Genomic DNA, 26,954 nt, shown 5'->3' with positions numbered 1-26,954 from the left:
TCAAAATTGCTCAGGATCGATATTAATATAGATATCCTTCAACTCAGAATAGACATCCAACGCTTCTGTGCCTGGTTCACGGGTACCATTACCAGATTGCTTGAGTCCACCAAAGGGCATATGGGGTTCACTGCCATAGGTACCGGCATTCACTACAGCTACCCCAGTTTGGACTTTCTCACAAAACCGTACTGCACGGTGGATGTTGCGAGTGTGAATCGAAGCAGTTAAGCCATAGGGGGAATCGTTGGCAAGAGCAAGAGCTTCCTTAAAGTCTTTGACCCGATAGAGACTAGCAATCGGACCAAATAATTCACATTGAGAAATTTCCGCGTGGGGGTCTACATTCTCTAGCAGGGTCGGAGCCATATAGAAACCAGTAGCATGGTCAGGGTCCCTTAAGCGATCGCCTCCCACCAGCACCGTTGCTCCTGCTTCTTGTGCCTGTTTCACCGCTGCAATCATGTTGGTCAACTGTTGCTCATTAATCACTGGACCGAGGTCATCCTGGTCAGTAGAACCTAATTTTAATTCCTTAGTTTTCTCCACTAATTGGTCACGGAATTGATCATAGATGCTGTCAAAGACAATGATTCGACTAGCAGAAGCACAACGTTGACCAGCATTACTGAACACTGAGAGTAAGGTCCACTTGATGGCATTGTTCAAATCCGCATCATCACACACGACCAAGGGATTCTTACCCCCCAACTCCAGGGATACCCTGCCAAAGCGCTCCCCAGCTACCCGTTGCACAATTCGTCCTACTTCTGTGGAGCCGGTAAAGCTAACCACAGCCACATCATTATGAGCAACCAAGGGAGCTCCAGCTTCTTCACCATATCCCTGAATAATATTGAGCACACCAGGGGGTAACCCAGCCTCTTGAGCAATTTGTCCAACTATCCAAGCCGTGGCGGGAGTGTCTTCTGCTACTTTTAATACCGCGCTATTGCCACAAACCAGGGCTGGAAAGACTTTCCAGGCTACATTAGCAATGGGAGTATTGGCCGCAATAATTAATCCAGCGACTCCCAGAGGTTGACGCACAGTCATGGCATATTTATTAACCACACCGCTGGTAGTGGTGCGACCATACAACCGTTGTCCTTCACTGGCGTAGAATAATCCTAATGCGATCGCACCGCCAGTTTCTCCATAAGCTGAACCATAGGACTTACCCGTTTCTGCTGCTACAATCCTGGCAATCTCTTCCTGACGGGCTTTCATACCCAGGACAATCTCGTGTAATATATTTCCCCGTTGTACCGGAGGAGTATCAGCCCAAGCCGGTTGAGCCTGTTTAGCTGACCTTACCGCTTGTTCAATATCTGCTGCTCTTGAGCGAGCCACCTGACATAGCACTTGACCATTGGTGGGGTCTAGATTATCAAACCATTCTCCTGCCACTGCTGTTACTTGTTGACCATCAATCCAGTTCAAGACTTGGCTCGGTAAATAGTCTTGTGCCATTATTTTTACCCCCTTGGAAGTATCTCATGGTCAGTAATCATACCAAGAGAAGTTCAAACTATAGCAATCAAGATAGGGAACAGGGAATAGGGAACAGGGAACAGGGAACAGGGAACAGGGAGTAGAGAAAAGTAATAATATTTGTTTTTTTCAGTACTGAAATTGATTGTTATCACTTCCGACATTAAGTTTTTTTTAATGGTACAAGTTCTCAGCAATCCTAATTTATAGGTTAACAATACTGGTTAGAGGGTGCATCTCATTTTTGCCGTTTGGGTGGTGCGTTACGGGACGGACTGTCCTAACACTGACTACCGAGAAAATAAGGGCTCACCCGTCCCTGAAGCACCACTAGCAACTACTGATATACACAAAAAAAATTCCCTGTTCCCTGTTCCCTGTTCCCTGTTCCCTGTTCCCTGTTCCCTACTCCCTACTCCCTACTCCCTACTCCCTATTCCCTATTCCATCTATTGAGCTCCCAAAAGATATTGGTCTATCATTAAAGTATTATCGTTAACCAAGTGAGCATGGAGTGGTTTTCTAACCCACCCGAACCAGGGAAAATTGATGGCAAAGGGCGATATATATTGTAGTATAATCACAAACCTGGGGTTTTTTCCTGGTCGGCTACCGAAATGGAAACATCTGGATGTATCGGCAAATATCATTGTCCCGGACGCACCAGTTATGGAATAGAAATGTTGCGGATCAATGAAGCGACTGACCCACTCATCCGTTAGTCTTCCCCCTTGATAGGATCGGTAGATTTTTTCGGATTCTTGTGCTGGGATTAGGGTCAGAGGGCCAGACTCTTCTGTCACATCCTCTACATAAATATATAGCTTGATTTGCCTAACGCCTTCCGGGTCTAAATGAAAAAATTGAGCTCCTCCTTCATAGAGTTTTTTATTTGGCGAGTAGAGTAACTTCACACCATTGATAATTGGTAAAATCCCAAGGTATTTTGTTACGATACTTACTAAGGTTCGATCACAAGCTAGTTTTACTAAAGACTCCGTAAGTTTAGACTTATCTGGATGGAGCCCTCTCAGGTATTCTTCTTTTCCGTCACCTTTTTTGGTAAAAATAGATTGATCAACAGTAGCGATATAGTCCCGACATGCTCCAATCACTTGGCTAACTGGATCAAACTTTTTGGGAAACCACACTAAAAATCCATCTTTTTTAGAGATACTAGGTAATTTACCTTGACAATTAATAACGCTAATTCCTAAATCTTTGCGAATACTATAAGTAGGAAAGTTGAAAAATTTACTAATTGTTTCGTAACCGTTGCGTTTGCGGTAGGGATAGTTAAAGTGCTTCTGGTTTTTAATAAACAGTTTAGTGATCAAAGGGTGCATCTCAACGTTGTAACTCTATAACTCAGCGATGCAGCGCCGACCTGAGCAGGTTTCCTCCCTCAGCGACTGCATTAAGACTGTAAGATGCACCAGTTTAGTCTACCAAACGGTAAAACCGCCATCGACTCGGAGTTCGGTACCTGTGACATAGGCAGAGGCATCGGATGCCAGAAACACTAATGGGCCAAGTAAATCCTCAAACTCCGCCATCCGTCCTAGAGGAACGCGATCGCAAAATTTCCGTTTAAATTCCTCATCCTGTCCACCCAATACTCCCCCCGGAGAAAGGGCATTAACCCGGACACCAAAGGGTCCCCAGTGGGTAGCAAAGTACCGGGTTAAATTCACCAGTGCTGCCTTCGATGCCCCATAGGCAGGGGGTTTAAGAAAAGGAGGGTCGCACTCCAGATGCTCATAAAACCGGGCATCGGGAGATACGCTCCCATACAACGAACCGATATTAATGATTGAACCTCGTCTAGCTTCCACCATTGGGCTACCGAAGACTTGGGTCACCTGGAATGCGCCCAAGACATTCACCTCAAACACCTTGCGGCAAATCTCTAGGGGAATATCTTCCAAGCTGTAGGTTTTCACTGGGCCAGGAGGTTGGTCAATCCCAGCATTGTTGACAATCACGGCAGGAATGCCAATGTCGCTCAGGATGCGATCGCGAATTGCGGTCATGGCAGTGCGATCGCATATATCACCCCGCTCCAAAAACAAACGAGTCTTGGGATAATGCCCTTGAAGTGTCTCAAAGGAGCTTGGCACCTGAGCCAATGGTAGGTCTATCCCCACAACCGTTGCGCCAGCATCCAATAATGCCCGACTCCAAACGGGTCCAAGTTTACCTAAGACTCCAGTAACAATAGCAATTTTGCCAGAGAGGTCAAAATAATTCACGAAGCCAACAATACCCTACACAGCAACCTGTTCAACATTTTCCACCAACCCAGCCAAGGTAATTGACTCATCCACCCTTAGGGGTTTGGTTAAGACTTTACCAATCACATTGTCCAATTCATAGGGGGGCAAACCATCCCCTGGGGATTTCATCGCGATATCCTCTGCCCTTAAAACATGTCCTACAGGTAAATTATCCGCAGCCACCAGTTTTTTACCCATCTTCAAGTAAGCAGGACGTTCATTCAGGTGTATCTTTTTCACCCCATCCCCAAAAGCTTGGCGAGTGCGTCTGAGGTCTCTGACCATCTTGCGCAACCCTGTCGGTTCTAACGAGAAAGCATGGTCTGTTCCTTTCATCGCCCGGTTCAGGGTAAAGTGTTTCTCAATCACACGAGCCCCAAGAACATAAGCCGCCACTGCCATCGCGATACCGTTGTCATGGCTAGATAGACCAATCACAATATCATCGAACAGTTCCCGATAGGTCTCGATCACCTTCAGGTTAAGTTCTTCAAAGTCCGCTGGATAGCTTGCCGTACATTGGAGGATACACAGCTGGGGGTTAATCGGCATAATCGCATCGTAAACCCGTTGCACATCCTCTAACGTAGCTGCACCAGTGCTAATGATCATCGGCTTCTGGAATTGGGCAACATGTTTAATTAGGGGCAAGCTCTTAAGGTCTCCAGAAGCGATCTTATAGGCTGGCATATCCAACTCACCCAAAAAGTCCGCACTCGGAATATCAAAAGCAGTAGAGAAAAACGTAATCCCTACTTCTTCAGCATACTTTTTCAGTTCCTGATATTCGTAAGCACCAAATTCTAGAAACTCCCGATGCTCACCATAGGTCAAACCAAAACTATTTTCATGGTCATAAGGTCTGTCAAAAGCAGCTTTCGTGTAAAGGGCACGATTGTCTCGTTTTTGTAGTTTTACAGCATTCGCTCCGCATTCCTTAGCAATCCGGAACATTTCTTTACACTTTTCCAAGCTACCTTGATGGTTATTCCCAATTTCAGCAATTACAAAGCAATCGCTATCGTCATTAATTTCAAAACCATTAATAGTCAGTCTTCGGGACATTTTACACTCCTACAACCAATAAATTCCTATCGGTTTTTCACCACTGACCAATGGTTTACCATTAATTACCTGAGATTTCAATACGTATTTATCTTTTTCTCAGCATTTAGCCGTCAGCCGTCAGCCGTCAGCGGTCAGCCGTCAGCCGTCAGCCGTCAGCAGCAAAAGCTTTTGCCTCTTGCCTTTTGCCTCTTGCCTTTTGCCTTTTGCCTTGCCCGTAGCCCTATAACTGATAGCTGACCGCTGATAACTGATAGCTTTTACGATAACGGCTCCACTTGAAATGATCTCGGTCGTAGATATCCTGGACAATGTTGAATTAAGTGATAACTTTTACCTTGGGTAGTCATCGGATCGGTGATACTAATATACCGACTGGTCATGATATTGTGCCAATCCCGAGGGATGAGATTCCAGAAGATCGGTTGGTCGGAATTGTAGTGTTGATCAAACCCGATCCCTTTACGAAACAATGCCCAAAGATACTTTTTCAGTTCCCAGAACCAACCCCCTTTCGCATACTTTGAGTACCTTTCCGCATAAAGGGCTTTATACTGCTTTTGCCTCTCCATCATTTGGGCATATTCTGGAGAATTAGGATCCGAACTCCAATTGCGGTAATGATGAATAGCAATTTTTTTAGTATAAACGATATCATGCCCTGAATATAAAACTTTCGTGGTCAAATCCGGATCAATCCCATAATCTCGAAATACTTCACAGAATCCACCCACCTGTTTTAATACCGAAGTTCTCAGCACACCTTGGTTAACATTTAATACACCAATTACTGAGACCCCACCAATGTAGGGAGCACTCACGAAGGGTCCTTGTTTATCCCTTACTTTCAGGGCTACCATCCCGATCTTCCGCTTTTCCTCAAGTATTTTTACCGCCGTATCCAGACCATGGTTCACGATTACATTATCATCACTTACCCAACACACATAGGGAGTATCTATAAGTCTGAACACATCATTATAGGCTTTAGCTTGACCAAGCTTTTCGCCCACCAAAATCGGAATCACCTGTGGATTGGAGGATGCGATCGCATTTAAATACTCAATAGTGCCATCATCAGACCCCGCATCAGTTACATAAATTTTTGTAGGGGTTGATGTTTGTTCAAGAATACTAGTAATACATTGCTTCAGAAGACTCAATCGATTATAGGTACCAACAACAACAGAAAGTTTCATGGTTCCTTCACTCCTCACCTTCACTCTTAAAAATTAACGTAAGCATTCAGCATTCAGCATATGCGCTACGCGCACGCGTGCGCGTTCAGCGGTCAGTGGTCAGCGGTCGGCGGTCACTTTTGTGGCACAGGCTTCCAGCCTGTGACTTAACTCAGATTAAACCAATGCTTACCTGTTTTATTAAAAAGCATCTCAAGTAGCACCATCTGTAGCACATAAGCTAATAGCTGATAACTGATAACTGATAGTTTGCATAACCTTAACGGACATACAAACAATGGCAGAATAATGGCTGTCCAGACTTGATAGAATTAATCTGATTTTTAATTCCCGCAAATCGGTAACCTAACTCTACCAAACAGTCATGTACCTCTTCAAATAATGGTTGTTCCTTATACAGGGGGACAAATGACATTTCTACCAGAACACATCGCCCTAGGCAAAATAGCTTTTTACCTCCCTTTATTACCTTATCTTCAACCCCTTGGACATCAATTTTTATAAAAATATCTTGCTCAAATTTATCAGACTCTAATTCTGACTGTAATAGGTCATCCAGGGAGCAAACCTTTACTTTTATTTCACTTTCTCCTGATGTCTGTGGGAATTCATTCTTACATAGTTCGCTTATGCGTAACATCGAAGAAGCTGGCCCGTAAGAATTCTCATAAAATAACTCTTCTCCTTCATAATCCGACAAAGCCACATTAAAAATTTTTAGATTAGGAATTTTAGCCGCTTTTCCTTCTAAATCTGATATATAAGATGGCAATGGTTCAAATACATAGGTCTGTTTAGCATTGAAGTAACAAGCTAAAAATTCCGCGAAATCACCATTATTTGAGCCAATATCAATCACCGTCTTAATCGAATAATTTTCACGAACCCATCGCCATAGCTCCCGGCCTGGGTCTGGACTCGCTTCCACAATTTGTTTGTAGTCTGAAAGCCTTAGCAACTTTAAATTCATCGACGCTAACAGACTATTTACCAACCGACTAACTTTCTGTTTCACCGAAGCCATTTACTTAATTACTCCTAGACAAGTTAATAAACTAAGTCCATAAACTGGTCTGCTGTTCTAGTTTTGTCCTCATATAACCTAGTTACTCGTCTCCGGAGATCCCGCTTATATCGATGATAATAAATTCCTTCCCATCGCTTCAAGTAAGCCTCTCGATCATGGTCTAAAACAGCATTGTTAGTCTGGCGAACCGCTTCATTTCGATCATAATAATGTTCAACATAAGCCCCTGGACAATCTACAATCTCATAATTAAGCTGCCACATCTTTAAACAGAGGTCACCATCAGCTTTATAAAAGACATATCGCTCTTCATCGGCCCAGTCAACTGCTGCTAGGGCTTCTTTTAAGTACATACCATGATTCACAAACAGCTTGCCACCAAGGGTATGTTGTACATAGTACTCTTTATCCTCTGGCCAATTCCTAAAATAGAAAGCTACTCCCCCTATTTTTACGCCAGCTTTGTCCACCTCTTCAAACTTATCCAGCCCTAAATTAACCGCATTCGGTAATAGCAGACAATCATCACTGATCATCAAAATGTATTTTCCTTTAGCGGATTTAAAGCCAAGATTCATAAAATACCCCCAACTGCGACGCTTGAGTGGCTTTCCTTGGAATTCCCCTCGGTTATGTTGGATGATAGTAATAATATCTTTCTGCTGAATTAGCCATTCTAAAGATCCATCCGTTGACCCCCCGTCAATCACAATGATTTCATAGGGGACACGAATCTGATTATCTCGAACACTTTGAATCGCTTTTTCCAGTAAAGGTCTACGGTTATAACTCCCAATCACCACCGAGACCATGCACCTTTTATCAGAGCTAATTACCGGTTTAGCTAAAGACTGTAATATCTTAAAATTACTCAATTCTCCAGGATTAGCTAGTCCTGGATTAGCTAGTCCTGGATTAGCTAGTTGAGTAGGATACTGAGTCAATGAGCTGTGATAAAAATTTTTGACTTGACGAAAAGGTTTAGCCAGAATTCTGATATAGTTCATAATACACTCCTGAACACACCTGTATAGAGCCATCACCAAGCCATTTAGCTTAACTTGATTTGGCCGTTATAGTGGCACCCTCGGGGATAATGATATCAAACTATCCCATTATTTATGTTATAATAGCAAGTCATTATAGATATATAACTCTAAAAATTTTTAGTGCTAGTGGTGCTAGTGGTGCTAGTGGTGCTTTAGGGTGCGTTAGGGGCGCGCCTTGCCATCATATTCAACTTCATAGCCAGTAACCCCGTAACGCACCACCCAAGGACTTGCCCTGATTTTCCACCTCTTCACCAGTTGGGAGAGTCCGCCCGAAAATATTGATAACGGGCAAGATGCCCGTTCCACAGATGCCGGGAATTGTAACGGGCAAGATGCCCGTTCCACCAACATCCCCATTCCACGGCTGATGCCCGTTCCACCGACATCCCCATTCCACGGCTGATGCCCGTTCCACAGATGCCGGGAATTGTAACGGGCAAGATGCCCGTTCCACCGACATCCCCATTCCACGGCTGATGCCCGTTCCACAGATGCCGGGAATTGTAACGGGCAAGATGCCCGTTCCACCAACATCCCCATTCCACGGCTGATGCCCGTTCCACCAACATCTCCATTTCAGCAAGATGCCCGTTCCAGGAATCTAGACCCGATCAATTCCCAATCGTTCCGCTGGATAGATAAAAGGAGAACCAGACAAGATTCCATCACAGATAATATCCAAACCCGGATCTGCACCAGGAAGTAATTGCTCTAGGCTAGTAATATTGAGCTTAATGTAAGGATTTTCCGATAGCGGTTCCGTAAACTGTAGGGGAATCATCCGTCTGAAAAAGAAATGGTAAGCGTACATTCTCGCCCGTTTAAGGGCATTGTCATCCAACCGTTCACCAAGGGGTAGCTGATCCAAGCACTGGAAATACTCCTGTGCTGTTGAAGGATCCATAGTGATGCCCTTATCTCGGATCCAAGCTTCACCACCAACGATCACCGGAATCCCTACACTGGTCAACTCTACTCCAGTTTTTGTCCCATAAATAATTACCGAATCGCACTGCTCCATAGCTGCGTAGGTACTCACAGGACTTTCTGGAGGAATGATGAAAACATTCTTAGGCAATTGAGGCCAGACCTTCTTGATTTCTGGCAACAAGGGTTGGCGAGAAGGCAACGTTCCCCGAATCTCTGCTGGATGAATCCGAATCAGCAGTTGTAAGTCAGGACGTTTAGCAAAATACTCAATAGTTTGGAGTACCCACCTCAGCATATTGGGAAAAGCATTAGCCCGATAGTGCAACTGGGCATCCCACATTACATTAGTGAGCATCCCAATCACCGGCTTGTTCAGGTCAAGCCCCATCTCCTCAGCATTTCGGCTAAATTCTTCATCAGGTTTTTCATGAAACCAAATCCAATCCCGAGTGCCCTGCCATCGACTTTTCAAATACTGTAGGATGTCATCTGTCATTGCCTGAGTCCAAGGCATGGTTTCCCAGGCATGGAGAGGCTCACTGAGCATAGTGTGATGATAAGTGTCTCCGTGGCTAAAAATAAAACAACGCTTGCGGTAGGCAATAGTCCAGTTAACCACCCGCACTTGGCGTGAGCGACACACCTCACCAATGATGCCATGAGGTAAGTAGATGCCATGATTGAAGCAAGCAGCCTTAAAATTATACTTAGACAGTAGCTTACTGATAGCATACGCAGTCAGCAAAGCCCCTTCAAAATACCGACGCACCACGATTTCACTGTTGGGTTCATTATCTAGATTCCCACTAGTAAAATAGCGCAACGCCCCAGCATAGGCGTGTTCACCGATATTCCAGTTGCCCAAGCAATAGTTTTCAATCTCTGATAGGGGCACGTGGGCTGCGATCTGTTTTGCCTCTAGCCTGTCGAGCCCGCTGAGCAGTTCACTGAATACATGGTTAGTCAAATGCAACGGTTGATAAAGATAACGACCGGTTGCGAAACACTTTTGGCACTTGATCCTTTCTAGATCATAGTTTTCAATCCTTTCTTGAGGTGTATCCAGTTTTTGAAGATTAAGGCAGGCAGGCAGAGAATGGTCACACAGCAGAGTATGAACCTCTGCTCCTCTGAGAGTAAGGGCTACTGCTAGTAGGCTTTCTGGTAGTGACAGTGGCGCTGACCCCCCTACGGTAGTTGCCATTAGCACCATTGGTCCGAAGTGAGACCGTCCCTTGGCTTCTCTCCAGAGGGAGGGGTTAGTATCGATAATAGCTCGCCAATCTAACAAGTTACTTTGGCCTAGTTGCCAAGAAAGCAAGGGACTTGGCTCTAGTTCGTCAGCACTACTCACAGGCATATAATCAAGTCAGATACTTACTTTTGAAGGGATTATAGCAACTTCCTACTCGACAAATTTCCCTAAACTATGATAATAATATACAGACCGAAACAGGACGGTTGTGCGATCGCGCCCTAACCAAGAGTGCGGGGTTGGAACACGACAGGGCGAATTTCTTCGCAGTATATGTTATGGTTCTAAAAATGCGCATTTACGAACCAGTGGGGAGGCTAACTTGAATCCCTATATATTCGGTTGTATATATTCGATTCGGTTCTATATCTTCGGTGTATAAATTATGACCTTATCCCTCAAGGCTAACACCGCACGGTCGCAATTCCAGCGCTATTGGGAGTTGCTGTCTATATTAACAGAGCGAAATCTGAAGGGACGTTATCGAGGATCGCTTCTGGGAGTATATTGGTCTTTGTTAAATCCTTTGATTATGACAGGACTATATACAGCAATTTTTGGTGCTACCTTTGCCTCCTATTATGACAACTCAACCATTAACTATATTCTGGCAGCTTTTACTGGGTTGCTTGTCACTAACTTTTTCTCCGCTTCAACCAACCAAGCATTAGTCAGTATAGTTGGTAATGGTGCCCTGTTGAATAAAGTTCGCTTACCAATCAGTGTCTTTCCAGTTTCAACCATTGCTGCTAACGTGTTTCAGTTATCTGTTGGCAGTTTTCCTCTCCTAGCTATTGTCACGTTGCTTACTTCAAAAAGTGTAGTCAATTTGCTAGCGTTGAGTCTTCCGTTAATCGCTTTAATTTTGGTTAGTATCGGCATCGGTTTTCTCGTCAGTGTTCTCTATGTGTTCTTTAGGGATTTACCTTATTTCTACGAACTAGTATGCTTTGTGATCTGGATTAGCTCTCCAGTATTTTATCCAGCAGCAATTGTTCCAGAGTCGGTTAGACCATTTTTGTTTTTAAATCCCTTATTGCCGATTATCGAAAGCATACGACAGATTTCTTTGTCAGGAGCTTTGCCAGATGTAGGGTTGATTGGACACGCATGCCTAAGTGCCATAGTAATTATCGCCTTAGGCTGGACTTGCTTTCGAATTTGGCAGCCGCACTTCATGGATTTGTTGTAGATGACACAAGAAGTTATTAGACTCGATCGGGTTTCATTGTGGCGAAGAACCCAAGAAGAGTTTTCCTATGACCTCAAGAAAACCATACTATCGTTTGTGGAGGGAAAATACCGCAAACCATCCAAGAATTTAGTCCTTGATGACATTCATCTAGCAGTAAAAGCTGGGGAAAAAATCGGTATCATTGGACCCAATGGTTCAGGAAAATCAACCCTGCTTAAAGTTATCTGTGGAATCTTACAGCCGACCGGGGGTCAGGTATGGATCAGAGGTGAAATCGCTCCGATGATTGAGCTAGGAGCTGGATTCGATCCCGAACTATCCGTAGTGGATAACATCAAACTCTATGGCGTAATGCTAGGTTTCTCTAAACAAGAGATGAAACAGAGAACCCCATCGATTTTGGAGTTTGCTGAGCTAGAAGACTACAAGTTGATGCCAGTCAAGGGATTATCCTCAGGGATGTCAGCGCGGCTAGGCTTTGCCATTGCCACTGATGTACAGCCAGATATCTTAATTTTGGATGAAGTGTTATCCGTAGGGGATCAAAGTTTTAGAATTAAGTGCCAGCGACGCATGGAAAGATTTTGGGAAGCTCATGCCACTGTTTTAGTGGTCTCCCATGATTTATCCTTTGTGCGCCATTACTGCAAGCGAGTGATTTGGTTAGACAAAGGCAGAATCAAGTTAGCGGGAGAGAGCAATGAGGTAGTTGATTCCTACTTAGATAGTGTCAAGGAAGTGATTTAACCTTAAAAAAAGTTAAAAATTTTAAACAAAAGTTAAAAGCTCAAGGTAAATGAAAGATGTTAATCTGAGCAGTTGGAATATAGTTAAACCCTATAGTTCAACCTATAGTTCAACCTATACTTAAACCAGTATGATCACTTTAATAGTGATAATTCCGAGGAGGAAGTGTGAGGATTTCAATTATCACTGTATGTAAAAATGCTGAGCGGTTTATAGAGCGAGCGATCAAGAGTGTCGTCTCTCAGACCTATGAGGATATAGAGTACATTATTATTGATGGCAACTCCCAAGACAAAACTAAGGAGATTGCTCATAAATATAGCGATAAGATTAGCCGATTTATTAGCGAACCTGATGGCGGTATCTACGAAGCCATGAATAAGGGAATTAGGTACTCCTCTGGTGAGTTTATTGGTTTTATTAACTCAGATGACTATTATTTTGATGATAAAGTTATCGAAAATACCGTTAACTTCCTGTTAGCAAATCCCTCCTGTGATTTTGTGTATGGAGACCTAGAGGTTAGAGAGCAATCTGGGTCTACCATTTTAGTCAAGCCTCCCATGCCTGAAGAGGTAGCTGATGAACTGATCTGTGGATGTTTGCCTCACCAAGCCAGCTTCTCCAGAGCTAACTTATTTTTCTCTAAGATAGGGCTTTTCAATGAACGCTACAGAATATCATCGGATTATGAATGGTTTCTGAGGCTAATCCAGAATGAAACTGTGAAATTGTGTTACTATCCTCGGAAAATGACATCCTATTATGCAGGAGGCATTTCTAGTCAGTTAAGACTATCCTTACCTGAATCCTATAGTATTCAGAACCAATGCCCAATGTATCAAGATCCGTACTGGTTGAACAGAAGAATCCTCAAATATCAGGAATTCGTCATTAACCTGAGAGAATGGCTTCAAAATTCTGAAAGTGGTAAAAATGCACTCAATATAAACTATACAGCCCTTGAAAACAAATATCAGGCCGTTGAAACGGAATACAATGCCCTTAAGCTCGAATTAGAGCAAGCCCGGGCAAAAATTGCTGAAATTGCGAAAATTGTAGAGAAGGAAACCGGTATAAATCAGAATGGACAAAGTGCTAATATCAAACTAAACTTGACAAATTTGGAACAAGTCTGATGAGGATAACACCTTAGACTAATGCCTGAGACTAACAGGTGATAAAAACTATAGGGTACTTATAATGAATTGTGATAATTATTATTCTCTGTTCCCTATTTATTTATTATTCCCTGTCACCTATTCCATTTTATATAACAAGTTATAAGTTAACTCTTGCTAAATTGATTATTGCCAACTTTTGTTAAGGTGTGTGTGAGGATTTGTTTGATATGCCAAGAGAATCCGAACTAGATTATGTAATTCCTCCTGAGATTAAAGACGACGATTTTTATAGATCGATTCAAAGAATAGCTCGGGAAGAAGATATCAAGACGGTTCTAGAAATTGGGTCTTCATCCGGTGCGGGAAGCACCGAAGCCTTTGTCAAGGGGCTCAGGGAAAACCCTTCTAATCCAGCGTTATTCTGTATGGAGGTTTCAAAACCTCGTTTTACTGCGTTAAGGGAACGCTATCAGGAGGATTCTTTTGTTAAGTGCTACAATATTTCATCAATTTCTCTAGAGCAGTTTCCTAAGGAAGATCAGGTTAGGGAATTTTATCATGCCCATCGCAGCCCTCTAAATAATTACCCTCTTGAACAAGTCTTAGGTTGGCTTCGTCAAGATATCGATTATGTAAGGGAAATGGGAACCTCTGGAGATGGGATTGAAACCATTAAGCAAGAAAACCAAATCGAGGATTTTGATCTAGTCTTAATCGACGGCTCCGAGTTTACGGGTGAGGTGGAATTAGATCAGGTTTACGGAGCAAAATACATCCTACTTGATGATATTTGTACCTACAAAAATTATACTAATCACCATCGGTTATTAAGAGATAAAAACTATAAACTGATTGATCAAAATGCGTCTGTGCGCAATGGTTACTCCATTTTTGCTAAAACAGGTAGTCACCACTCTGTTGGGAAGTCAGGTCAAGCCTCAACCCCTCTTCCCATCCATTTTTTTACCATTGTTCTCAATGGTGAACCCTTCATTCGCTATCATATTGACGTCTTCAGTAAACTGCCATTCCCATGGCATTGGCACATTATTGAAGGTGTAGCGAAATTGAAGCATGATACTGCCTGGAGTTTAGCGACGGGTGGGCATGTCAGTGATGAAATTCATAACAACGGTCGTAGTATTGATGGCACCACAGAGTATCTCGACCAACTGATGGAACGTTACCCTGACCAGATCACCGTCTATCGCAAACCTGATGGGGTTTTCTGGGAGGGCAAGCGAGAAATGGTGAATGCTCCCCTTGAGAATATCCAACAAGAGTGTCTTTTGTGGCAGGTAGATGTGGATGAGCTGTGGACAACTGAGCAAATCTGTAAAGCTCAACAGATGTTCATCGACCAACCTGACAAAACCGCTGCTTTCTTCTGGTGTTCGTATTTCGTGGGAGAAAATTTAATTATCACCAGTCGCAATTGCTATACACAAAACCCCAAACAGGAATGGTTGCGCCTCTGGAGGTTTAAACCGGGAGCTGTCTGGGCAGCCCACGAACCTCCAAGGCTAGTCCAACCGTCGCCAACTAATCAGTCAAACCAGTCAAACAATCATGAGCAAGATATAGCAACTATTAATCCATTCCTACATCGAGAAACCGAAGCACAGGGACTGGTCTTTCAACATTTTGCTTATGTAACACCACAACAATTGCAGTTTAAGGAGAGCTACTACGGCTACCAGAATGCTCTGGCCGAGTGGCAGGGACTACAGCAGCAGTCTAAATTTCCGGTTTTTCTGCGTCAACATTTATCTTGGGTTAAGGATGAAACCCTGGTTGAACCGGCGGATATCTGTGGTATAGTGCCGATTGCTCAGAAGCAGCCTGACGGCGAAACATGGCAGTTTTTGCAACTGGAGGAATTTAAGCAAGAAACTATGAAGATTGAAAGACCATTCCCCCAAATTGTGGTTGATGGGGTATTTTTCCAATTTTTTCCTAACTCTGGGATTTCCCAAGTTTGGAAGTCTTTGCTAGAGGTATGGGCAACTAATGGCTTTGGGAACCATGTGATTGTTTTAGACCGGGCTGGAACGGCTCCGAGGATTCCTGGAATTCGCTATCGCCCCATTCGAGCTTACGATTACAACAAAACCGGAGCAGATGCTGACTTGTTGCAGGAAATCTGTGATGAAAAAGGGACTGATCTATTCATTTCCAGCTACTATACCGCACCCCTATCTACTCCTTCTGTATTTATGGCTTATGACATGATTCCAGAAGTGATCGGAGCCAATCTTAACGAAGCAGGTTGGAAAGAAAAACATTACGGTATCTTACACGCCTCCCGTTATATTACGATATCCGAAAGTACGGCTCGAGACCTGATTAAGTTTTTCCCCCATATTTCCCAGTCAAAGGTAACAGTCGCTCACTGTGGAATCAAAAAAGTTTTTTCCCCGGCAAGCGATGATGATATCAATGAGTTTAAGACTAAATTTAATGTCACCAAGCCCTACTTACTATTAGTAGGAGAAAGAACTGGTGTTAATGGCTATAAAAACGCTATCTTTCTGTTCAGAGCATTATCTAAGCTGGTGGATAAGGAAGAGTTTGGGGTGATTTGTGTCGGTGGTACACCTGAGTTAGAACCTGAGCTAGCTGCCCTGGCAGCAGGGATAACAACCCAGGTTCTGCCCCTGAGTGATGAAGACTTGAAAGTAGCGTATTCTGGTGCGATCGCTCTGGTTGTCCCCTCTCTGTACGAAGGCTTCGGATTACCAGTTACCGAAGCAATGGTTTGTGGTTGCCCTGTCATTACCTGTCGTCACTCTTCTCTTCCTGAAGCGGCTGGGGAAGCAGCATTGTATGTGGATCAATCTAATGTTTACGAGCTGATTGATGCGCTGTACAAAGTTCAAAACCCAGAGGTTCGTAAGCAGTTGATTGCTGATGGGTTTGAACACGCGAATAAATTTTCCTGGTCAAACATGGCCGATACCGTGGCAGAGGTTCTGGTCGAAACTGCTAATACAATCAAAAATGAGACTACTGGTATAGGTTCCCCCCTTTGGGGAGAATTCAGGAAGTTACAGGCTCAAATCCAAGAAAAGTTACCCCCAAGTCCCTCCATAATTCAAGTTCAGCCAACTCAGCTTCAGTCAACGGATCTCGAACAGCAATTGAGGTACGCAGAGGCTCAACTTCAGCAAAAACAGCGGGAACTTCAAGAAGCAGGGTCAACTCTAGCTGCAATGCAGTCCAATCAATTCTGGAAATTGCGGTCAGGCTGGTTTCGACTAAAACCCCTGTTAGTTCCAGTAGTTAGTCTAATTTTAGGGATCAACTTACTACTGCTATCTACCGCCATGTATGCTGACAGGACTCTACTGCAACTAATTTCATTCGTTTCTCCTATCCAAGGAAATCTATTCTTTAGTCTTGGGGGTAGTTTGTTGTCCATTGCACTAATGTTAGGTATGGTGGGCTATCTGGGCTATATGAAGCCTCAGGTTCTCCGCAGGGTCAGAATTGTCATGGGTAGTGGGGGATTAGCGTTGATAGGTTTGACGGTACTACAAAACATTAACCTGTTGTAGATAACGGCCCAGTTTTCCAAGTCTTAATTCTTAAGACCCTTTATTTTTATTCCCTCTATGGGGACTGAATTAAAAAAAGGGTTTTCAATCTGGACTTGTAATCAGACGTAAGTTCGAGCTAATTTATCAACACCTGGGTGTAACAACAAGATGACACAAACCTTTAGAGATATCTGTTGGTGTGGAAATACTGAGCTAAGTGAATTTTCCCCTGACTACTTGGCGTGCTCTAAATGTGGCACTCTAGTGTCAAAAACTGGTTTGAGGTCTGAGCAGCTCCGTGTACAGGATGATAACCATGACTTCTACGGTAAAGAATACTGGTTGTCTTATCAAACCGAGCATTATGGTTTTCCTGATATTCGTCAACGAGCCCGTCAAGATTTACCAGAGCGATGCCTCCACTGGTTACGTACACTGATGGCTTATAAACTACCACCAGCCAAAGTGCTTGAGTTAGGTTGTGCTCATGGTGGCTTTGTGGCCATGATGGGTTGGGCAGGTTTTGATGCTATGGGTCTAGAGCTTAGCCCTTGGGTGGTGGAATTTGCCCAACAGACATTCAATATCCCCATTTTGTCAGGACCTATCGAGGATCAGCAACTAGGATCCGAATTGTTTGATGCCATCGTACTCTACGATGTCCTCGAGCATCTACCTGATCCAGTGGCTACCATGAGCCATGGGGCATCTCTTCTCAAGGAAGATGGTATTTTCATTGTCCAGATGCCAAATTATGAAGAGGGTAAAACCTATTCAGAGATGGTTGCTCAAAACGATCATTTTTTACACCAAATGAAATCTATTGAGCATATCCATCTTTTGAGTAGGCGAGGGGTGTCGCAATTCTTTAAGAACCTCGGTTTTGAGTTTCTGCAATTTGAACAAGAGTTGTTTGACTATGATATGTTTTTCGTAGCTAGTCGGCAGCCTTTGGTGCGCTATACTGATGAGCAAATTAGTTACTATCTTCTCAAGAGTCCATCTGGGCGAATGGTTCAGGCATTACTGGACAAATCATCTGAGTTTAATCAACTCCAATTTCAGTATAAAAACACCCAAATTGAGTATCAAACTAGCGAGACTAGGCGTGCTGAGCTTCTGAAAATTATTGAGCAACAGGATCAAGAGATAGCTTCCTTGCAATCTCAGGTTAATGCAACTGTCACAGACCTCCAGCAGACTAAATCACAATTAACCGAAGCCCACTCAGACCTTCAACATACTCAGTCACAATTAACCCAAGCTCACTCAGACCTTCAACATACTCAGTCACAATTAAATCAATCAAACTCAGAAGTTCAGGATACTCAGTCACAGTTAGTAAACGCTTATTCAGAAATTCAACATACTCAGTCACAATTAACCCAAGTACACTCAGACCTACAACATACTCAGTCACAATTAACCCAAATACATTCACACCTCCAGCATACTCAGTCACAATTGGCACAGTCACAGGAAAAAATTCAGGATTTTCAGCAAAATCAATTACAGCAGATTCAGAACCAACTGAACGAAGCTGAAGCTAAGTTGAAGGTAATTAATGTAGAAATTGCGGCGATGAAGACCAGTAAGTTTTGGAAAATGCGATCGCTCTGGTTCAAATTTAAAGGGTTTGTCGGTTTACCGACAGATAACGAATAAAGTTTTCAATCATTAACCTCAGCTAAAATAGGAGTTTAGCGATGCTTGATAGGGTGCTCGATCAAGTTGTTACTGCTAAGGAACCATTCAACCGTTATGAGACGGTTAAAGACGCTGTTGAAACCATTGATGGTTTCCTAGTTCCTGGTCAAGAAGAGTTTTTATTCAATAAAGTTAAGTCCCTTCCTGAGGATGCTCTTATTGTTGAAGTTGGCTCTTATAAAGGAAGATCTACGGCAGCTATGGCCTTTGCCTGTGTGGGGACTAATCGAAAGATCTACTGTATTGATCCATGGATAGGGAAATGTCACGACATACCAGAAAAGACTGCCTTTCAGGTCTGGAAAGAAAATATTGATAAATACCAACTGACTCCCCATATCAAATCTTTTCAGGGATATTCTTTAGAAATTCTGAAGCGTTGGGGTGAATTAACTGGAGATAAGACGATTGACTTTGTGTTTATTGATGGTTCTCATGAATACGTAGATGTGCTTACGGATTTTGGGTTATTATTACCTCTGATGAAAGTTGGGGGATGGATGGCTTTTCATGATGTTGTTGAGACTTGGCCTGGATCCGACTATGTATGGCATGATATTGCAAAATTTCGTCTTACAGACCACGAGTACTCAACGACCCTTGCCTGTGGTCGAGTGAAAACTGCTCAAGAACTATGTGAGGAGTTACAAGAACTTCATGAGTTGCGGACAGTGCTAGTTCAATCACAACAGCTTCAAGAGAGCGGAAGCATAGAATTAGAACAATCTCAAACTAAGCTTAAACAAACTCAAGACCAATTACAACAAAATCAAGAGCAATTACACGAAACTAAAGACCAATTACAACAAACTCAAGACCAATTACAACAAACTCAAGACCAATTGCAAAACGCCAACGCTAAAATAGAGGTAGGTCAAACTAAACTTCAACAAACTCAAGACCAATTACAACAAACTCAAGAGCAATTACAAAATACCCAAGTAGAGCTAGTGCAATCCCAAAAACTTCAAGAGAGTAAAAGTACAGAACTGCAACAAACTCAATACGAATTACACCACACCAAACTGGAAGTAGCGGCTATGAAGACAAGTAAGTTTTGGAAATTGCGATCGCATTGGTTTAAATTTAAAGGGTTGGTTGGTCTCCCAACAGATAACCAATAAAATTTGAAACAATTAACGTCGAAAAAATTGTTGCAGTCGATTGTAATCTGACCTGAGTCAGATTACAATCCGAGTTCACTCAGGTTCACTATGTTTACTTTCACCAATGGCAGATTGAACTTGGCTAGAAACGAGACTCTCGCTCCGTGCTATCCCAAATGGGGTTGGAGAGCTTTCTTCAATTCGCCCTTATTGGTTCATGGGATTTGATATCACTCTCCTAAATTCGGATGAAACCCCATCCTGCTCTTATTTTCAACCTTTTTATTCTGTACTGAAGTGAGGGGTAGACTTTTTGGAGGAAAACATGTACTCTAACGTATTAGTTTTTCATAGTCTGAGAGGAAATAAATGGGACTCTCAAAGCTCTCACCCCCACAACAGTCTCTAAATCAGTCTATAATTACTGACTTGACTGATAGGAAAAATCTAGTGATTGTCATTCCTTCATTTAATGACTGGGAAGCTCTGGAAAAGCTACTGCTGCTTATTGATGAGATTATTATTCCTCAAGGCACCAATTTAGAAGTTGTCATTGTTGATGACTATTCAACTATACCCATCCCACATTCACTGACTCATCAAGAACATCGCCAGATTCGAGCAGTTAACATCCTTCGACTTCGCCGCAACCTTGGTCACCAGAGAGCGATAGCGGTTGGTTTGTCCTATGTATATAGCCACTCAGACTGCGACTGGGTTGTGGTGATGGACGGTGATGGGGAAGATAATCCCTTTGCCATAGAGCACCTCCTAAATGTCTCGGACAAGACAGGTAACAATAAAATAATTTTTGCTAAGCGCAGTAAGCGGTCTGAAAGCTACACATTTAAGTTTTTCTATTTCATTTACAAAAAACTTTATCTCTTGCTTATAGGGCAAGAAATTAGCGTCGGTAATTTTAGTTTATTACCTGCTTATTTATTGAAGAACGTCGTAGTAATTTCTGAAATTTGGAATCATTACTCATCAGGCATTTATCGCTCTCGAATTCCCTATCTTGAAGTAGATGTGCCCCGGGCGAAGCGACTAGCTGGACAGCCCAAGATGAACTTAGTGTCCCTAGTGACACATGGATTGAGTTCTATTGCAGTGTATGGAGATATTGTCGGGACGAGAATCTTATTAAGTATTGTAGTTTTGTTAATTATTTTATTGTTGCTCTTAGGCTTAGTTTTGCTGATTAGAGTCTTTACCGATTGGGGGATACCAGGCTGGGCGACCTACGTGTCGGGTTTATTAGTTCTATCTATGTTGCAACTTGTCTTAATCGGCACTGTTTTCAGTCTAATCATCCTCTCAACGCGCAATCAGTCCAACTTGATTCCAGTTCGTGATTATAAATATTACGTTGATGATTTCTTTCCTGTAAAACCATGAGGCAGTTTACCTATGTCGGGACAGAGTTAGAGCTATTTGCTCAAGCGAAGAATTGGAAAAACTATATAAGAGTCTTATTAAGCAAATATATCCAAGGTGATGTCTTAGAAGTTGGTGCAGGGATAGGAAGCAACACCAGTTTACTCTGTCGCTCCCAATATAGTCAGTGGTTGTGCCTAGAGCCAGACAATCAGCTTTTCCATGCTCTAGAACAATCGATTGATTTAAATGGTATCATCAACTGTTATGCCCGCAATGGAACTATTGATAGTTTGACTCACGAGCAATTCTTTGATTCAATTTTATACCTTGATGTTTTAGAACATATCCACAATGATAATCAAGAAGTCATCAAAGTGTCTCAACATCTAAATGCTAATGGAAATTTAGTGATTTTAGGTCCGGCTCATCAAAGATTGTTTACTCCCTTCGATGCAGCTATTGGTCACTATCGTCGCTATAGTCAATCCAGTCTTAAAGCAATAATACCAGATAATCTCAAGATTGTTAAATGTCTCTATTTAGATAGTGTGGGTTTACTAGCTAGTCTAGCTAATAAACTGATACTTAAGCAAAGTCAACCAACTTTAAAACAAATACAAGTATGGGATAGATTAATGGTTCCTCTTTCTATAAATTTAGATTCTATCTTAAGATATAGATTAGGGAAATCAATTCTGCTAATAGCTAAAAAAATATCCTGATAAAATTGATAAAGGTTAATTTTGACTATAAATAAAATTACCCCTATCACTAATTCATTTGGTATGGCCATAATAACCTCTAAAACCTTTCCACACTCTCCCACCTTGTTTAAAGTTTTTATTAGCTAAAGATACCCAATACTTGTTAGAATCATCAACATTTTGACTTTGTTGTTTAGAGGGTTTAAAATATTGAATAGACTCTAAATACTCAAAATAATCTTGCTCTTCTTTTGAGATTACCGAAATTTGAGCCAACCTTTCTCTAAGAGCTTGAGAATTATCAATAGCTACTTCATGAAATTGAATCACTATAGGAGTAAAACAAAGAATTATCCATGAAAAAGCTAGAATTATATTAATTTTATAAAAAAGTCGTGAGATTCTATACGCAAGCCAAACAAAAGCCAAAGGAACAAGTGAGATTGAAGCCACCCATTGTCGTTTTAGAATCCAATAGTTACTCCGAAAAGAGACATAAGATAAAAATATTGATATTCCCAAGGCTATAATTATTAGAAAAACAGGACTGATTAGCTCTTTAAGATAAACTTTCCTAAGTTTTGGGTAAACTATAATAATTGATAAAATCACTAAAATGATAATAAGCAAGGGGTCTAAAAATTTTTGTAAGAATTCAAAATGACTCAATTCGATAAAATCGATGAGTAACTCATCCTTTTTTATCGAATAAAAAGGATCAAATGTAAACTCTGGACGCTCTCGTAACCAAGTTAATAAGCCTAAAGTAAAATAAACTATTGTGCCGAGGACAGAAAGAGGAATGTTAGTATGTTTAATAACAGAGTTAATTGAAATTTTTTCGCCCGTTTGAATCAATTTTTGCAAGTATGTAAATACAATAATTGCCAACCAATAAACAGAAAAGTAAGGATGGAATAGTACCCCCATTAAAATAGAAAATAATCCAAAAAATGTCAAAATCGGACGGCTTCTTTGGGGCAAAGGGGTACTGTAATAGGCTAAGGTACAAACCGTAGCAGTTACTAACGGCATATAAGGGCGGGCTTCACCCACAAAATACATTAGCTTAGTTTGAGCAAAAAGAGCAAAAATACCAATCACTTGCCATAAAAAGGGCATTCCCCAAAGACGGAAAAGATAAATTGCTGCTAAAAACAAGACCAAGCCAGAGAAAATACTGGGAAATCTTAGCCAAAAGATGTTAGCACCAAAGAGCTGCATCAACCAGTGGTCAATAAGCATATAAATGCCTGTTTGTCCATGATTAATCGTTAGAATAGACTGACTGATAGCCTTCCAAGCTTCAGCGGTTGTATCATAGCTACCGAAAGCAAAATGTAAAAACTCATCAATCCAAATTGGCCGACCAAAAGATGAGTGTAATGCTACACAGAACAGAGATAGTAGTAACAAGCAAATATTAGAAATATGGTAATTGATTAATTTATTTTTCATCACCCTCAATAACCATTGATAAAAACACCCTTAAAACGGTATTAATATGAAGATGTTAAAAGGTTATCACCAAAAATGTTTTATTTTGTCATAAACAATTACCTATAAGAGGCAATTTTTAAAGCTTATCTCCGGGATTCATCAGCTAATTGAATGATAACCATCCAAAGTCAATTGAGCGGTCTTTTGCCAGGTAAAAAGCTTAGCACGTTCCCGTCCTTTTTCAATCATAGATGCTCGGTTTTCTGAGTCTTCTACAACTAGTTCCATAGCGTTAACTAGTCCATCCACAGAATCTGGCTCAAATAAACTAGCTGCATCTCCTACTACCTCAGGCAAGGAAGAGGTTAAGCAGCAGATAACTGGACATTGGCATTCCATTGCCTCTAGGGGCGGTAAACCAAATCCCTCATAGCGGCTGGTGTAAATTAGGGCTTGGGCATTACGGTATAGGGTTTTGAGTAGGGCATCATCACCCCTAAGATAGATGAAATTTTGCCGCATATTATGCTCTTCCATAATCCTTAATTCTGATTCCAAAAAATCACAGGAACCCCCAAAACAGACTAATTTGAAATTATCCCGTAATTTAGCACTAGCAGCAAACGCTTTCAGGACTATTTCAAAATTTTTATATTTTGAACGAGTGCCAACATAAAGAAAGTAAGGCTGACTACGGCAATCCTTTGGTAATTCACATTCGTTAGCGTCTTGAATTCGACTTGCCCAATAGGTTACTTTAGTTTTTTCTGGATTAACTCCCAATAAGTCTACTAAATCATTTCGGCTATTTTCGGAAGCTACAAAAATTAAATCGGCTTGTTTAACTAGCTGCTGCTTATTTTTAATTAATGGCTGAAACTTAGCTTGTCCTGATAAAAATTTCTCCGGAATCATATCATGGATCGTTATCACAAGTTTCTTTGGTTTAACAATCTCCACTAAGTCAGCATCATAGTAGGTAGGATGATAGATATCATACTGTTTACCGAATCTACGGACAAACCATTGAAAGGAGAGTTGATTGATAGTGTCATTAATAGCCTTACCTGTTGGAAAGGGCAATTTTGGTATCACCCCATATCCGGTGAGTTGATCGCGATACTCTGAAATATCGTACCCATCGCTCTTGATGCCACGATGCCAATGAATTGAGCAGTCAGAGTTGGGCGATAACTCTCGCATTAACTCAATAAAAATTCGGGATATACCACCAAATTTCTGGATGGCAAACATTTGATGGTCGTAGAGAATATCCACCGATTACCCAACCCCCCTATATTAAATACTTTTTATAGAAAAAATATCAGGTTCTTTGAGTTTATCACTATCTTCCTTTGTCTCTAAATTATGATATACTTTACTCAATTGATGTTCACGCTCTGAGCCAGAAACCATTAGGAATAAATTAGCGCTTGTTGCACTCCCTAAGGTTAGTGCTGCTTCTGGAGTTGGTATAGATTTTAGTACTCTTGGGTTAGAATCGACAATCCAGCCCCGGAGGTTTTGATTGTAAAGATTCACCAGACAGGACATCAATGCTTCCCGTCGGTGCTCATTTAGATTCTTGGCACTCACTTCCATCATTATCACTAGATTTGGTGAGCGCTGAATGGTTTCTATGGCACCATTTAATACGGCAAATTCGTATCCTTCTACATCAATCTTGATGGCATCTATTTGGGATAATCCCAACTCTGGAAGTATGGAGTCTAGACTACGCACTGGAATTGATATCTTTTCACGCAAGGCAGACCGTTTAGTATCATCCATACCACTAAATGCGGATTCCTGGGTAATATAAAAGTCTGTTTCTCCATCTTCACCACCGACGCATAGGTCATGGCAAGAAACTAACTGTTGTAAGTGGTTAACTTCTACATTTTGTTGTAAAAGCTGGTAGGCATCTGGGTTAGGTTCAAAGGCATGAACACAACCACTGGAACTTAATTTTGTAGCTGATGAGACGGCGTAGTAACCAAAGTTTGCTCCTACATCTAGCACTATGGAATTGGCATCGAGCAGACCTAAAAAGAGTTGGGCATCAAAGTATTCTTGGTAATGGCCATAGTAAAAGTCACACCCCAGTCGATCTCCGACATCAACATGGAATCTCAAGCCTGATGGCAAATTCACTGCTTGGATATCCCGGACCCCTACTGGATGGAGTTTCTCTCGAAGCGATCGCAAAAACAAGGTGTAGGGTACCGCCAAGTTGGGAAAATCCATCGCCTGAGGCAGAAAATGGTGGAATACCTGAAGATAAATCTCCATCTTCTCCAAGTCATTTATGGACTCATGGCTAGGTAAATGCTCTTCCTGACTATCCATTAATTCGTAAACTCGTCTAGTTATTATTTAGCAAAATTATACTTTGGCGTGACAATCTCGGGTGAGGGAACTAAATCACTGACTTGTAACTCTACTGTAGATGCTAAAAATATTCCGCGTCTTTGGTGCTTGGTTTCCGTTTCCCAGAAATCTTCATGGTCTACATAACCCTGATAGTCGTATAAATATGGAAATCCTGAAACTTGGAGCATTTTCAGCAAGCAACTTCGGCTAGGAATCATGGCATGGTAGGTTAAGCCCTGGGTTTCATTTTTTCCTTCTTCAACTAGATAGGTAACTGGTTCACTTAAGGGGACATTCATACTTTCAATAAATAACACTTTTTTTGTTAATAAATTAAGATTACGAATGACTTTGAAGGGATTTTCGGTGTGATAGAGCAAGCCGAAGCAAAACACTAAGTCGGCTCCAGCAAATTGAGACATCTGTGGGGTAGATTCAACATCAACCTGATAAAACTTAGCTTCAGTTACCCGTTTACTAGCCTCTTCAACAAGTTCTTGTCTCCCCTCTAAACCAATTACATTTACTCCCCAATTCACCAGTTTTTCAGAAAACCAACCGGGACCACAGCCCACGTCAAGGCAACTGGTAAAACTTAATCCCTGATTGATTCTAAGCTGATTGAGAACGTTTTCCGCTACAGCCCAGCGGGCTTGATTAATCGCAATATAGTAAGGTTCATCAAATAACATGGTTCTAATTTTGAGAAAAATATTGATAAAAAACTTGTATAGCAAAGGGAACAGGGAACAGGGAACAGGGAACAGGGAACAGGGAACAGGGAGCAGAGAGCAGGGAGCAGCGATGCAGCGCGGTCTTGGGGGTTTCCCCCATGAGCGACTGCATCGCTGTTCCCTGTTCCCTGTGGTATTCAACCAGACTTGATATCAGTCCCAGGGGCAGCAGTCGAACTTATGGCAGTTTTCCCTGATGTGATCGCGACAGATTCCGGTAAACTGAGGGGTGGTTTATCGTATGATCTAGAGCAATGAAAATTGGGCAACAAGTCAAAGTGTTTCGTCTAAGAGACCGAGTAGGCAACAACATCGCAAGTAAACTGGGACAAATAGGGACGATCACAGATTATAAAATGACCGATGGCAGTGGAGTTGGCGTGACAGTGAAATTTGAGGACAACAGCTCTACCTGGTTCTTTGAGGATGAATTGAAAGTCGTAGACTAGATTTTAGTAAAAGCGATCGCACCGAGGCACAACCCTTGGACGATGGATGTTATTGGGAGCGATGCCAACTATACCGATGCAGAGTGGGAGGCTTTGAATGAGATGAAACTGGATCATCCTGAGGCCTTTGTAGCAGACTTCCAGTCGGAGTTGGAAAG

26 protein-coding genes and 1 pseudogene are annotated in these 26,954 nt (G+C 42.0%); 11 read left to right on the top strand and 16 right to left on the bottom strand.

What is annotated here, in order from left to right; translation table 11 throughout:
• Both F6K52_RS07000 and F6K52_RS06995 read right to left on the bottom strand, forming a co-directional pair.
• Nucleotides 1-1,473: an aldehyde dehydrogenase family protein gene (locus tag F6K52_RS07000; RefSeq protein WP_293075736.1), complete on the bottom strand. Its 1,473-nt coding sequence runs from the start codon at nucleotides 1,471-1,473 to the stop codon at nucleotides 1-3.
• Between the two features lie 53 nt (nucleotides 1,474-1,526).
• Nucleotides 1,527-1,658, bottom strand: a complete 132-nt coding sequence (locus tag F6K52_RS06995; RefSeq protein WP_293075734.1) for a hypothetical protein — start codon at nucleotides 1,656-1,658, stop codon at nucleotides 1,527-1,529.
• 67 nt (nucleotides 1,659-1,725) lie between these two features.
• Here F6K52_RS06995 and F6K52_RS06990 point away from each other — a divergent pair, with 67 nt between their 5' ends.
• Nucleotides 1,726-1,950, top strand: coding sequence for a hypothetical protein (locus F6K52_RS06990; protein ID WP_293075732.1), 225 nt, complete (start codon nucleotides 1,726-1,728; stop codon nucleotides 1,948-1,950).
• Here the strand turns inward: F6K52_RS06990 and F6K52_RS06985 are convergent.
• The 3 genes from F6K52_RS06985 to F6K52_RS06975 form a co-directional block, all read right to left on the bottom strand.
• Nucleotides 1,944-2,831 (bottom strand): hypothetical protein, encoded by an 888-nt coding sequence (locus tag F6K52_RS06985; RefSeq protein ID WP_293075730.1) that lies wholly within the window; start codon nucleotides 2,829-2,831, stop codon nucleotides 1,944-1,946. The two genes, F6K52_RS06990 and F6K52_RS06985, sit on opposite strands and share 7 nt — an antisense overlap.
• 108 nt (nucleotides 2,832-2,939) lie before the next feature.
• Nucleotides 2,940-3,746 (bottom strand): SDR family oxidoreductase, encoded by an 807-nt coding sequence (locus F6K52_RS06980; protein WP_293075728.1) that lies wholly within the window; start codon nucleotides 3,744-3,746, stop codon nucleotides 2,940-2,942.
• Between the two features lie 15 nt (nucleotides 3,747-3,761).
• The gene (locus F6K52_RS06975; protein ID WP_293075726.1) at nucleotides 3,762-4,742 is read right to left on the bottom strand and encodes an N-acetylneuraminate synthase family protein; all 981 of its coding nucleotides are present in this window, start codon (nucleotides 4,740-4,742) and stop codon (nucleotides 3,762-3,764) included.
• A 9-nt stretch (nucleotides 4,743-4,751) separates the two neighbouring features.
• Between F6K52_RS06975 and F6K52_RS06970 the strand changes: the two genes are divergently transcribed.
• Nucleotides 4,752-5,075: a hypothetical protein gene (locus F6K52_RS06970; protein WP_293075724.1), complete on the top strand. Its 324-nt coding sequence runs from the start codon at nucleotides 4,752-4,754 to the stop codon at nucleotides 5,073-5,075.
• A 20-nt stretch (nucleotides 5,076-5,095) separates the two neighbouring features.
• On the opposite strand, the gene F6K52_RS06965 is transcribed toward F6K52_RS06970, so the two are convergent.
• From F6K52_RS06965 to F6K52_RS06945, 5 genes are all read right to left on the bottom strand, one after another.
• On the bottom strand, nucleotides 5,096-6,034 hold the full coding sequence (locus tag F6K52_RS06965) for a glycosyltransferase (RefSeq protein ID WP_293075722.1): 939 nt from the start codon (nucleotides 6,032-6,034) through the stop codon (nucleotides 5,096-5,098).
• Nucleotides 6,035-6,293: 259 nt separating this feature from the next.
• Nucleotides 6,294-7,058 carry an FkbM family methyltransferase gene (locus F6K52_RS06960; RefSeq protein WP_293075719.1) on the bottom strand — a complete coding sequence of 255 codons (765 nt, stop codon included), beginning with the start codon at nucleotides 7,056-7,058 and terminating at the stop codon, nucleotides 6,294-6,296.
• A gap of 23 nt (nucleotides 7,059-7,081) precedes the next feature.
• Nucleotides 7,082-8,068 (bottom strand): glycosyltransferase, encoded by a 987-nt coding sequence (locus F6K52_RS06955; RefSeq protein WP_293075717.1) that lies wholly within the window; start codon nucleotides 8,066-8,068, stop codon nucleotides 7,082-7,084.
• A 235-nt stretch (nucleotides 8,069-8,303) separates the two neighbouring features.
• Nucleotides 8,304-8,696, bottom strand: coding sequence for a hypothetical protein (locus F6K52_RS06950; RefSeq protein ID WP_293075714.1), 393 nt, complete (start codon nucleotides 8,694-8,696; stop codon nucleotides 8,304-8,306).
• An 18-nt stretch (nucleotides 8,697-8,714) separates the two neighbouring features.
• Nucleotides 8,715-10,403, bottom strand: a complete 1,689-nt coding sequence (locus tag F6K52_RS06945; RefSeq protein ID WP_293075712.1) for a capsule biosynthesis protein — start codon at nucleotides 10,401-10,403, stop codon at nucleotides 8,715-8,717.
• A gap of 280 nt (nucleotides 10,404-10,683) precedes the next feature.
• Between F6K52_RS06945 and F6K52_RS06940 the strand changes: the two genes are divergently transcribed.
• The 6 genes from F6K52_RS06940 to F6K52_RS06915 all read left to right on the top strand — a co-directional run bounded on the left by F6K52_RS06940 (nucleotide 10,684) and on the right by F6K52_RS06915 (nucleotide 19,734).
• Entirely contained in the window at nucleotides 10,684-11,490 is an 807-nt protein-coding gene (locus F6K52_RS06940; RefSeq protein ID WP_293075710.1) for an ABC transporter permease, read from the top strand.
• Nucleotides 11,491-12,240, top strand: a complete 750-nt coding sequence (locus F6K52_RS06935; RefSeq protein WP_293075708.1) for an ABC transporter ATP-binding protein — start codon at nucleotides 11,491-11,493, stop codon at nucleotides 12,238-12,240.
• 167 nt (nucleotides 12,241-12,407) lie between these two features.
• The gene (locus F6K52_RS06930; protein WP_293075706.1) at nucleotides 12,408-13,379 is read left to right on the top strand and encodes a glycosyltransferase family 2 protein; all 972 of its coding nucleotides are present in this window, start codon (nucleotides 12,408-12,410) and stop codon (nucleotides 13,377-13,379) included.
• A gap of 212 nt (nucleotides 13,380-13,591) precedes the next feature.
• Nucleotides 13,592-16,921, top strand: a complete 3,330-nt coding sequence (locus F6K52_RS06925; RefSeq protein WP_293075704.1) for a glycosyltransferase — start codon at nucleotides 13,592-13,594, stop codon at nucleotides 16,919-16,921.
• Nucleotides 16,922-17,071: 150 nt separating this feature from the next.
• On the top strand, nucleotides 17,072-18,568 hold the full coding sequence (locus F6K52_RS06920) for a methyltransferase domain-containing protein (RefSeq protein WP_293075702.1): 1,497 nt from the start codon (nucleotides 17,072-17,074) through the stop codon (nucleotides 18,566-18,568).
• A 41-nt stretch (nucleotides 18,569-18,609) separates the two neighbouring features.
• Nucleotides 18,610-19,734 carry a class I SAM-dependent methyltransferase gene (locus tag F6K52_RS06915; protein ID WP_293075700.1) on the top strand — a complete coding sequence of 375 codons (1,125 nt, stop codon included), beginning with the start codon at nucleotides 18,610-18,612 and terminating at the stop codon, nucleotides 19,732-19,734.
• A gap of 65 nt (nucleotides 19,735-19,799) precedes the next feature.
• On the opposite strand, the pseudogene F6K52_RS06910 reads toward F6K52_RS06915, so the two are convergent.
• Nucleotides 19,800-19,916, bottom strand: a pseudogene (locus tag F6K52_RS06910) (IS4 family transposase); the annotation flags it as partial.
• A 169-nt stretch (nucleotides 19,917-20,085) separates the two neighbouring features.
• Here F6K52_RS06910 and F6K52_RS06905 point away from each other — a divergent pair.
• Both F6K52_RS06905 and F6K52_RS06900 read left to right on the top strand, forming a co-directional pair.
• Nucleotides 20,086-21,114 (top strand): glycosyltransferase, encoded by a 1,029-nt coding sequence (locus tag F6K52_RS06905; RefSeq protein WP_293075698.1) that lies wholly within the window; start codon nucleotides 20,086-20,088, stop codon nucleotides 21,112-21,114.
• Nucleotides 21,111-21,818 carry a class I SAM-dependent methyltransferase gene (locus F6K52_RS06900; RefSeq protein ID WP_293075696.1) on the top strand — a complete coding sequence of 236 codons (708 nt, stop codon included), beginning with the start codon at nucleotides 21,111-21,113 and terminating at the stop codon, nucleotides 21,816-21,818. Before F6K52_RS06905 ends, F6K52_RS06900 begins: the two co-directional genes overlap by 4 nt.
• Before the next feature lie 54 nt (nucleotides 21,819-21,872).
• Here F6K52_RS06900 and F6K52_RS06895 read toward each other — a convergent pair whose 3' ends face one another.
• The 5 genes from F6K52_RS06895 to F6K52_RS06875 all read right to left on the bottom strand — a co-directional run bounded on the left by F6K52_RS06895 (nucleotide 21,873) and on the right by F6K52_RS06875 (nucleotide 26,459).
• Nucleotides 21,873-23,258 carry a hypothetical protein gene (locus F6K52_RS06895; protein WP_293075693.1) on the bottom strand — a complete coding sequence of 462 codons (1,386 nt, stop codon included), beginning with the start codon at nucleotides 23,256-23,258 and terminating at the stop codon, nucleotides 21,873-21,875.
• A gap of 141 nt (nucleotides 23,259-23,399) precedes the next feature.
• Nucleotides 23,400-24,518: a glycosyltransferase family 1 protein gene (locus F6K52_RS06890; protein WP_293075691.1), complete on the bottom strand. Its 1,119-nt coding sequence runs from the start codon at nucleotides 24,516-24,518 to the stop codon at nucleotides 23,400-23,402.
• Between the two features lie 21 nt (nucleotides 24,519-24,539).
• Complete coding sequence (locus tag F6K52_RS06885; protein ID WP_293075689.1) at nucleotides 24,540-25,589, bottom strand: FkbM family methyltransferase; 1,050 nt, start codon at nucleotides 25,587-25,589, stop codon at nucleotides 24,540-24,542.
• Between the two features lie 23 nt (nucleotides 25,590-25,612).
• Nucleotides 25,613-26,305, bottom strand: a complete 693-nt coding sequence (locus tag F6K52_RS06880) for a class I SAM-dependent methyltransferase (protein ID WP_293075687.1) — start codon at nucleotides 26,303-26,305, stop codon at nucleotides 25,613-25,615.
• Nucleotides 26,306-26,309: 4 nt separating this feature from the next.
• Nucleotides 26,310-26,459 (bottom strand): hypothetical protein, encoded by a 150-nt coding sequence (locus tag F6K52_RS06875; protein ID WP_293075685.1) that lies wholly within the window; start codon nucleotides 26,457-26,459, stop codon nucleotides 26,310-26,312.
• A gap of 142 nt (nucleotides 26,460-26,601) precedes the next feature.
• On the opposite strand from F6K52_RS06875, the gene F6K52_RS06870 reads away from it, so the two are divergent.
• Nucleotides 26,602-26,796 (top strand): DUF2862 domain-containing protein, encoded by a 195-nt coding sequence (locus tag F6K52_RS06870; RefSeq protein ID WP_293075683.1) that lies wholly within the window; start codon nucleotides 26,602-26,604, stop codon nucleotides 26,794-26,796.
• The last annotated feature ends 158 nt before the right edge of the window (nucleotides 26,797-26,954 follow it).

The organism is Moorena sp. SIO3H5 (genome assembly GCF_010692395.1).
Taxonomy (GTDB): domain Bacteria; phylum Cyanobacteriota; class Cyanobacteriia; order Cyanobacteriales; family Coleofasciculaceae; genus Moorena.
Note: the sequence above shows the minus strand (reverse complement) of the source record. Positions and strands in the feature narration are given on the sequence as shown.

What these genes read in the sequence shown, in the direction of transcription:
- F6K52_RS06920 (WP_293075702.1), top strand. Translation starts at nt 17,072, where the DNA reads ATGACACAAACCTTTAGAGATATCTGTTGGTGTGGAAATACTGAGCTA.
- F6K52_RS06880 (WP_293075687.1), bottom strand. Translation starts at nt 26,305, where the DNA reads ATGTTATTTGATGAACCTTACTATATTGCGATTAATCAAGCCCGCTGG.
- F6K52_RS07000 (WP_293075736.1), bottom strand. Translation starts at nt 1,473, where the DNA reads ATGGCACAAGACTATTTACCGAGCCAAGTCTTGAACTGGATTGATGGT.
- F6K52_RS06905 (WP_293075698.1), top strand. Translation starts at nt 20,086, where the DNA reads ATGGGACTCTCAAAGCTCTCACCCCCACAACAGTCTCTAAATCAGTCT.
- F6K52_RS06915 (WP_293075700.1), top strand. Translation starts at nt 18,610, where the DNA reads ATGCTTGATAGGGTGCTCGATCAAGTTGTTACTGCTAAGGAACCATTC.
- F6K52_RS06900 (WP_293075696.1), top strand. Translation starts at nt 21,111, where the DNA reads ATGAGGCAGTTTACCTATGTCGGGACAGAGTTAGAGCTATTTGCTCAA.
- F6K52_RS06870 (WP_293075683.1), top strand. Translation starts at nt 26,602, where the DNA reads ATGAAAATTGGGCAACAAGTCAAAGTGTTTCGTCTAAGAGACCGAGTA.
- F6K52_RS06960 (WP_293075719.1), bottom strand. Translation starts at nt 7,058, where the DNA reads ATGGCTTCGGTGAAACAGAAAGTTAGTCGGTTGGTAAATAGTCTGTTA.
- F6K52_RS06945 (WP_293075712.1), bottom strand. Translation starts at nt 10,403, where the DNA reads ATGCCTGTGAGTAGTGCTGACGAACTAGAGCCAAGTCCCTTGCTTTCT.
- F6K52_RS06940 (WP_293075710.1), top strand. Translation starts at nt 10,684, where the DNA reads ATGACCTTATCCCTCAAGGCTAACACCGCACGGTCGCAATTCCAGCGC.
- F6K52_RS06875 (WP_293075685.1), bottom strand. Translation starts at nt 26,459, where the DNA reads ATGCAGTCGCTCATGGGGGAAACCCCCAAGACCGCGCTGCATCGCTGC.
- F6K52_RS06925 (WP_293075704.1), top strand. Translation starts at nt 13,592, where the DNA reads ATGCCAAGAGAATCCGAACTAGATTATGTAATTCCTCCTGAGATTAAA.
- F6K52_RS06935 (WP_293075708.1), top strand. Translation starts at nt 11,491, where the DNA reads ATGACACAAGAAGTTATTAGACTCGATCGGGTTTCATTGTGGCGAAGA.
- F6K52_RS06895 (WP_293075693.1), bottom strand. Translation starts at nt 23,258, where the DNA reads ATGAAAAATAAATTAATCAATTACCATATTTCTAATATTTGCTTGTTA.
- F6K52_RS06955 (WP_293075717.1), bottom strand. Translation starts at nt 8,068, where the DNA reads ATGAACTATATCAGAATTCTGGCTAAACCTTTTCGTCAAGTCAAAAAT.
- F6K52_RS06995 (WP_293075734.1), bottom strand. Translation starts at nt 1,658, where the DNA reads ATGTCGGAAGTGATAACAATCAATTTCAGTACTGAAAAAAACAAATAT.
- F6K52_RS06885 (WP_293075689.1), bottom strand. Translation starts at nt 25,589, where the DNA reads ATGGATAGTCAGGAAGAGCATTTACCTAGCCATGAGTCCATAAATGAC.
- F6K52_RS06970 (WP_293075724.1), top strand. Translation starts at nt 4,752, where the DNA reads ATGGTTATTCCCAATTTCAGCAATTACAAAGCAATCGCTATCGTCATT.
- F6K52_RS06965 (WP_293075722.1), bottom strand. Translation starts at nt 6,034, where the DNA reads ATGAAACTTTCTGTTGTTGTTGGTACCTATAATCGATTGAGTCTTCTG.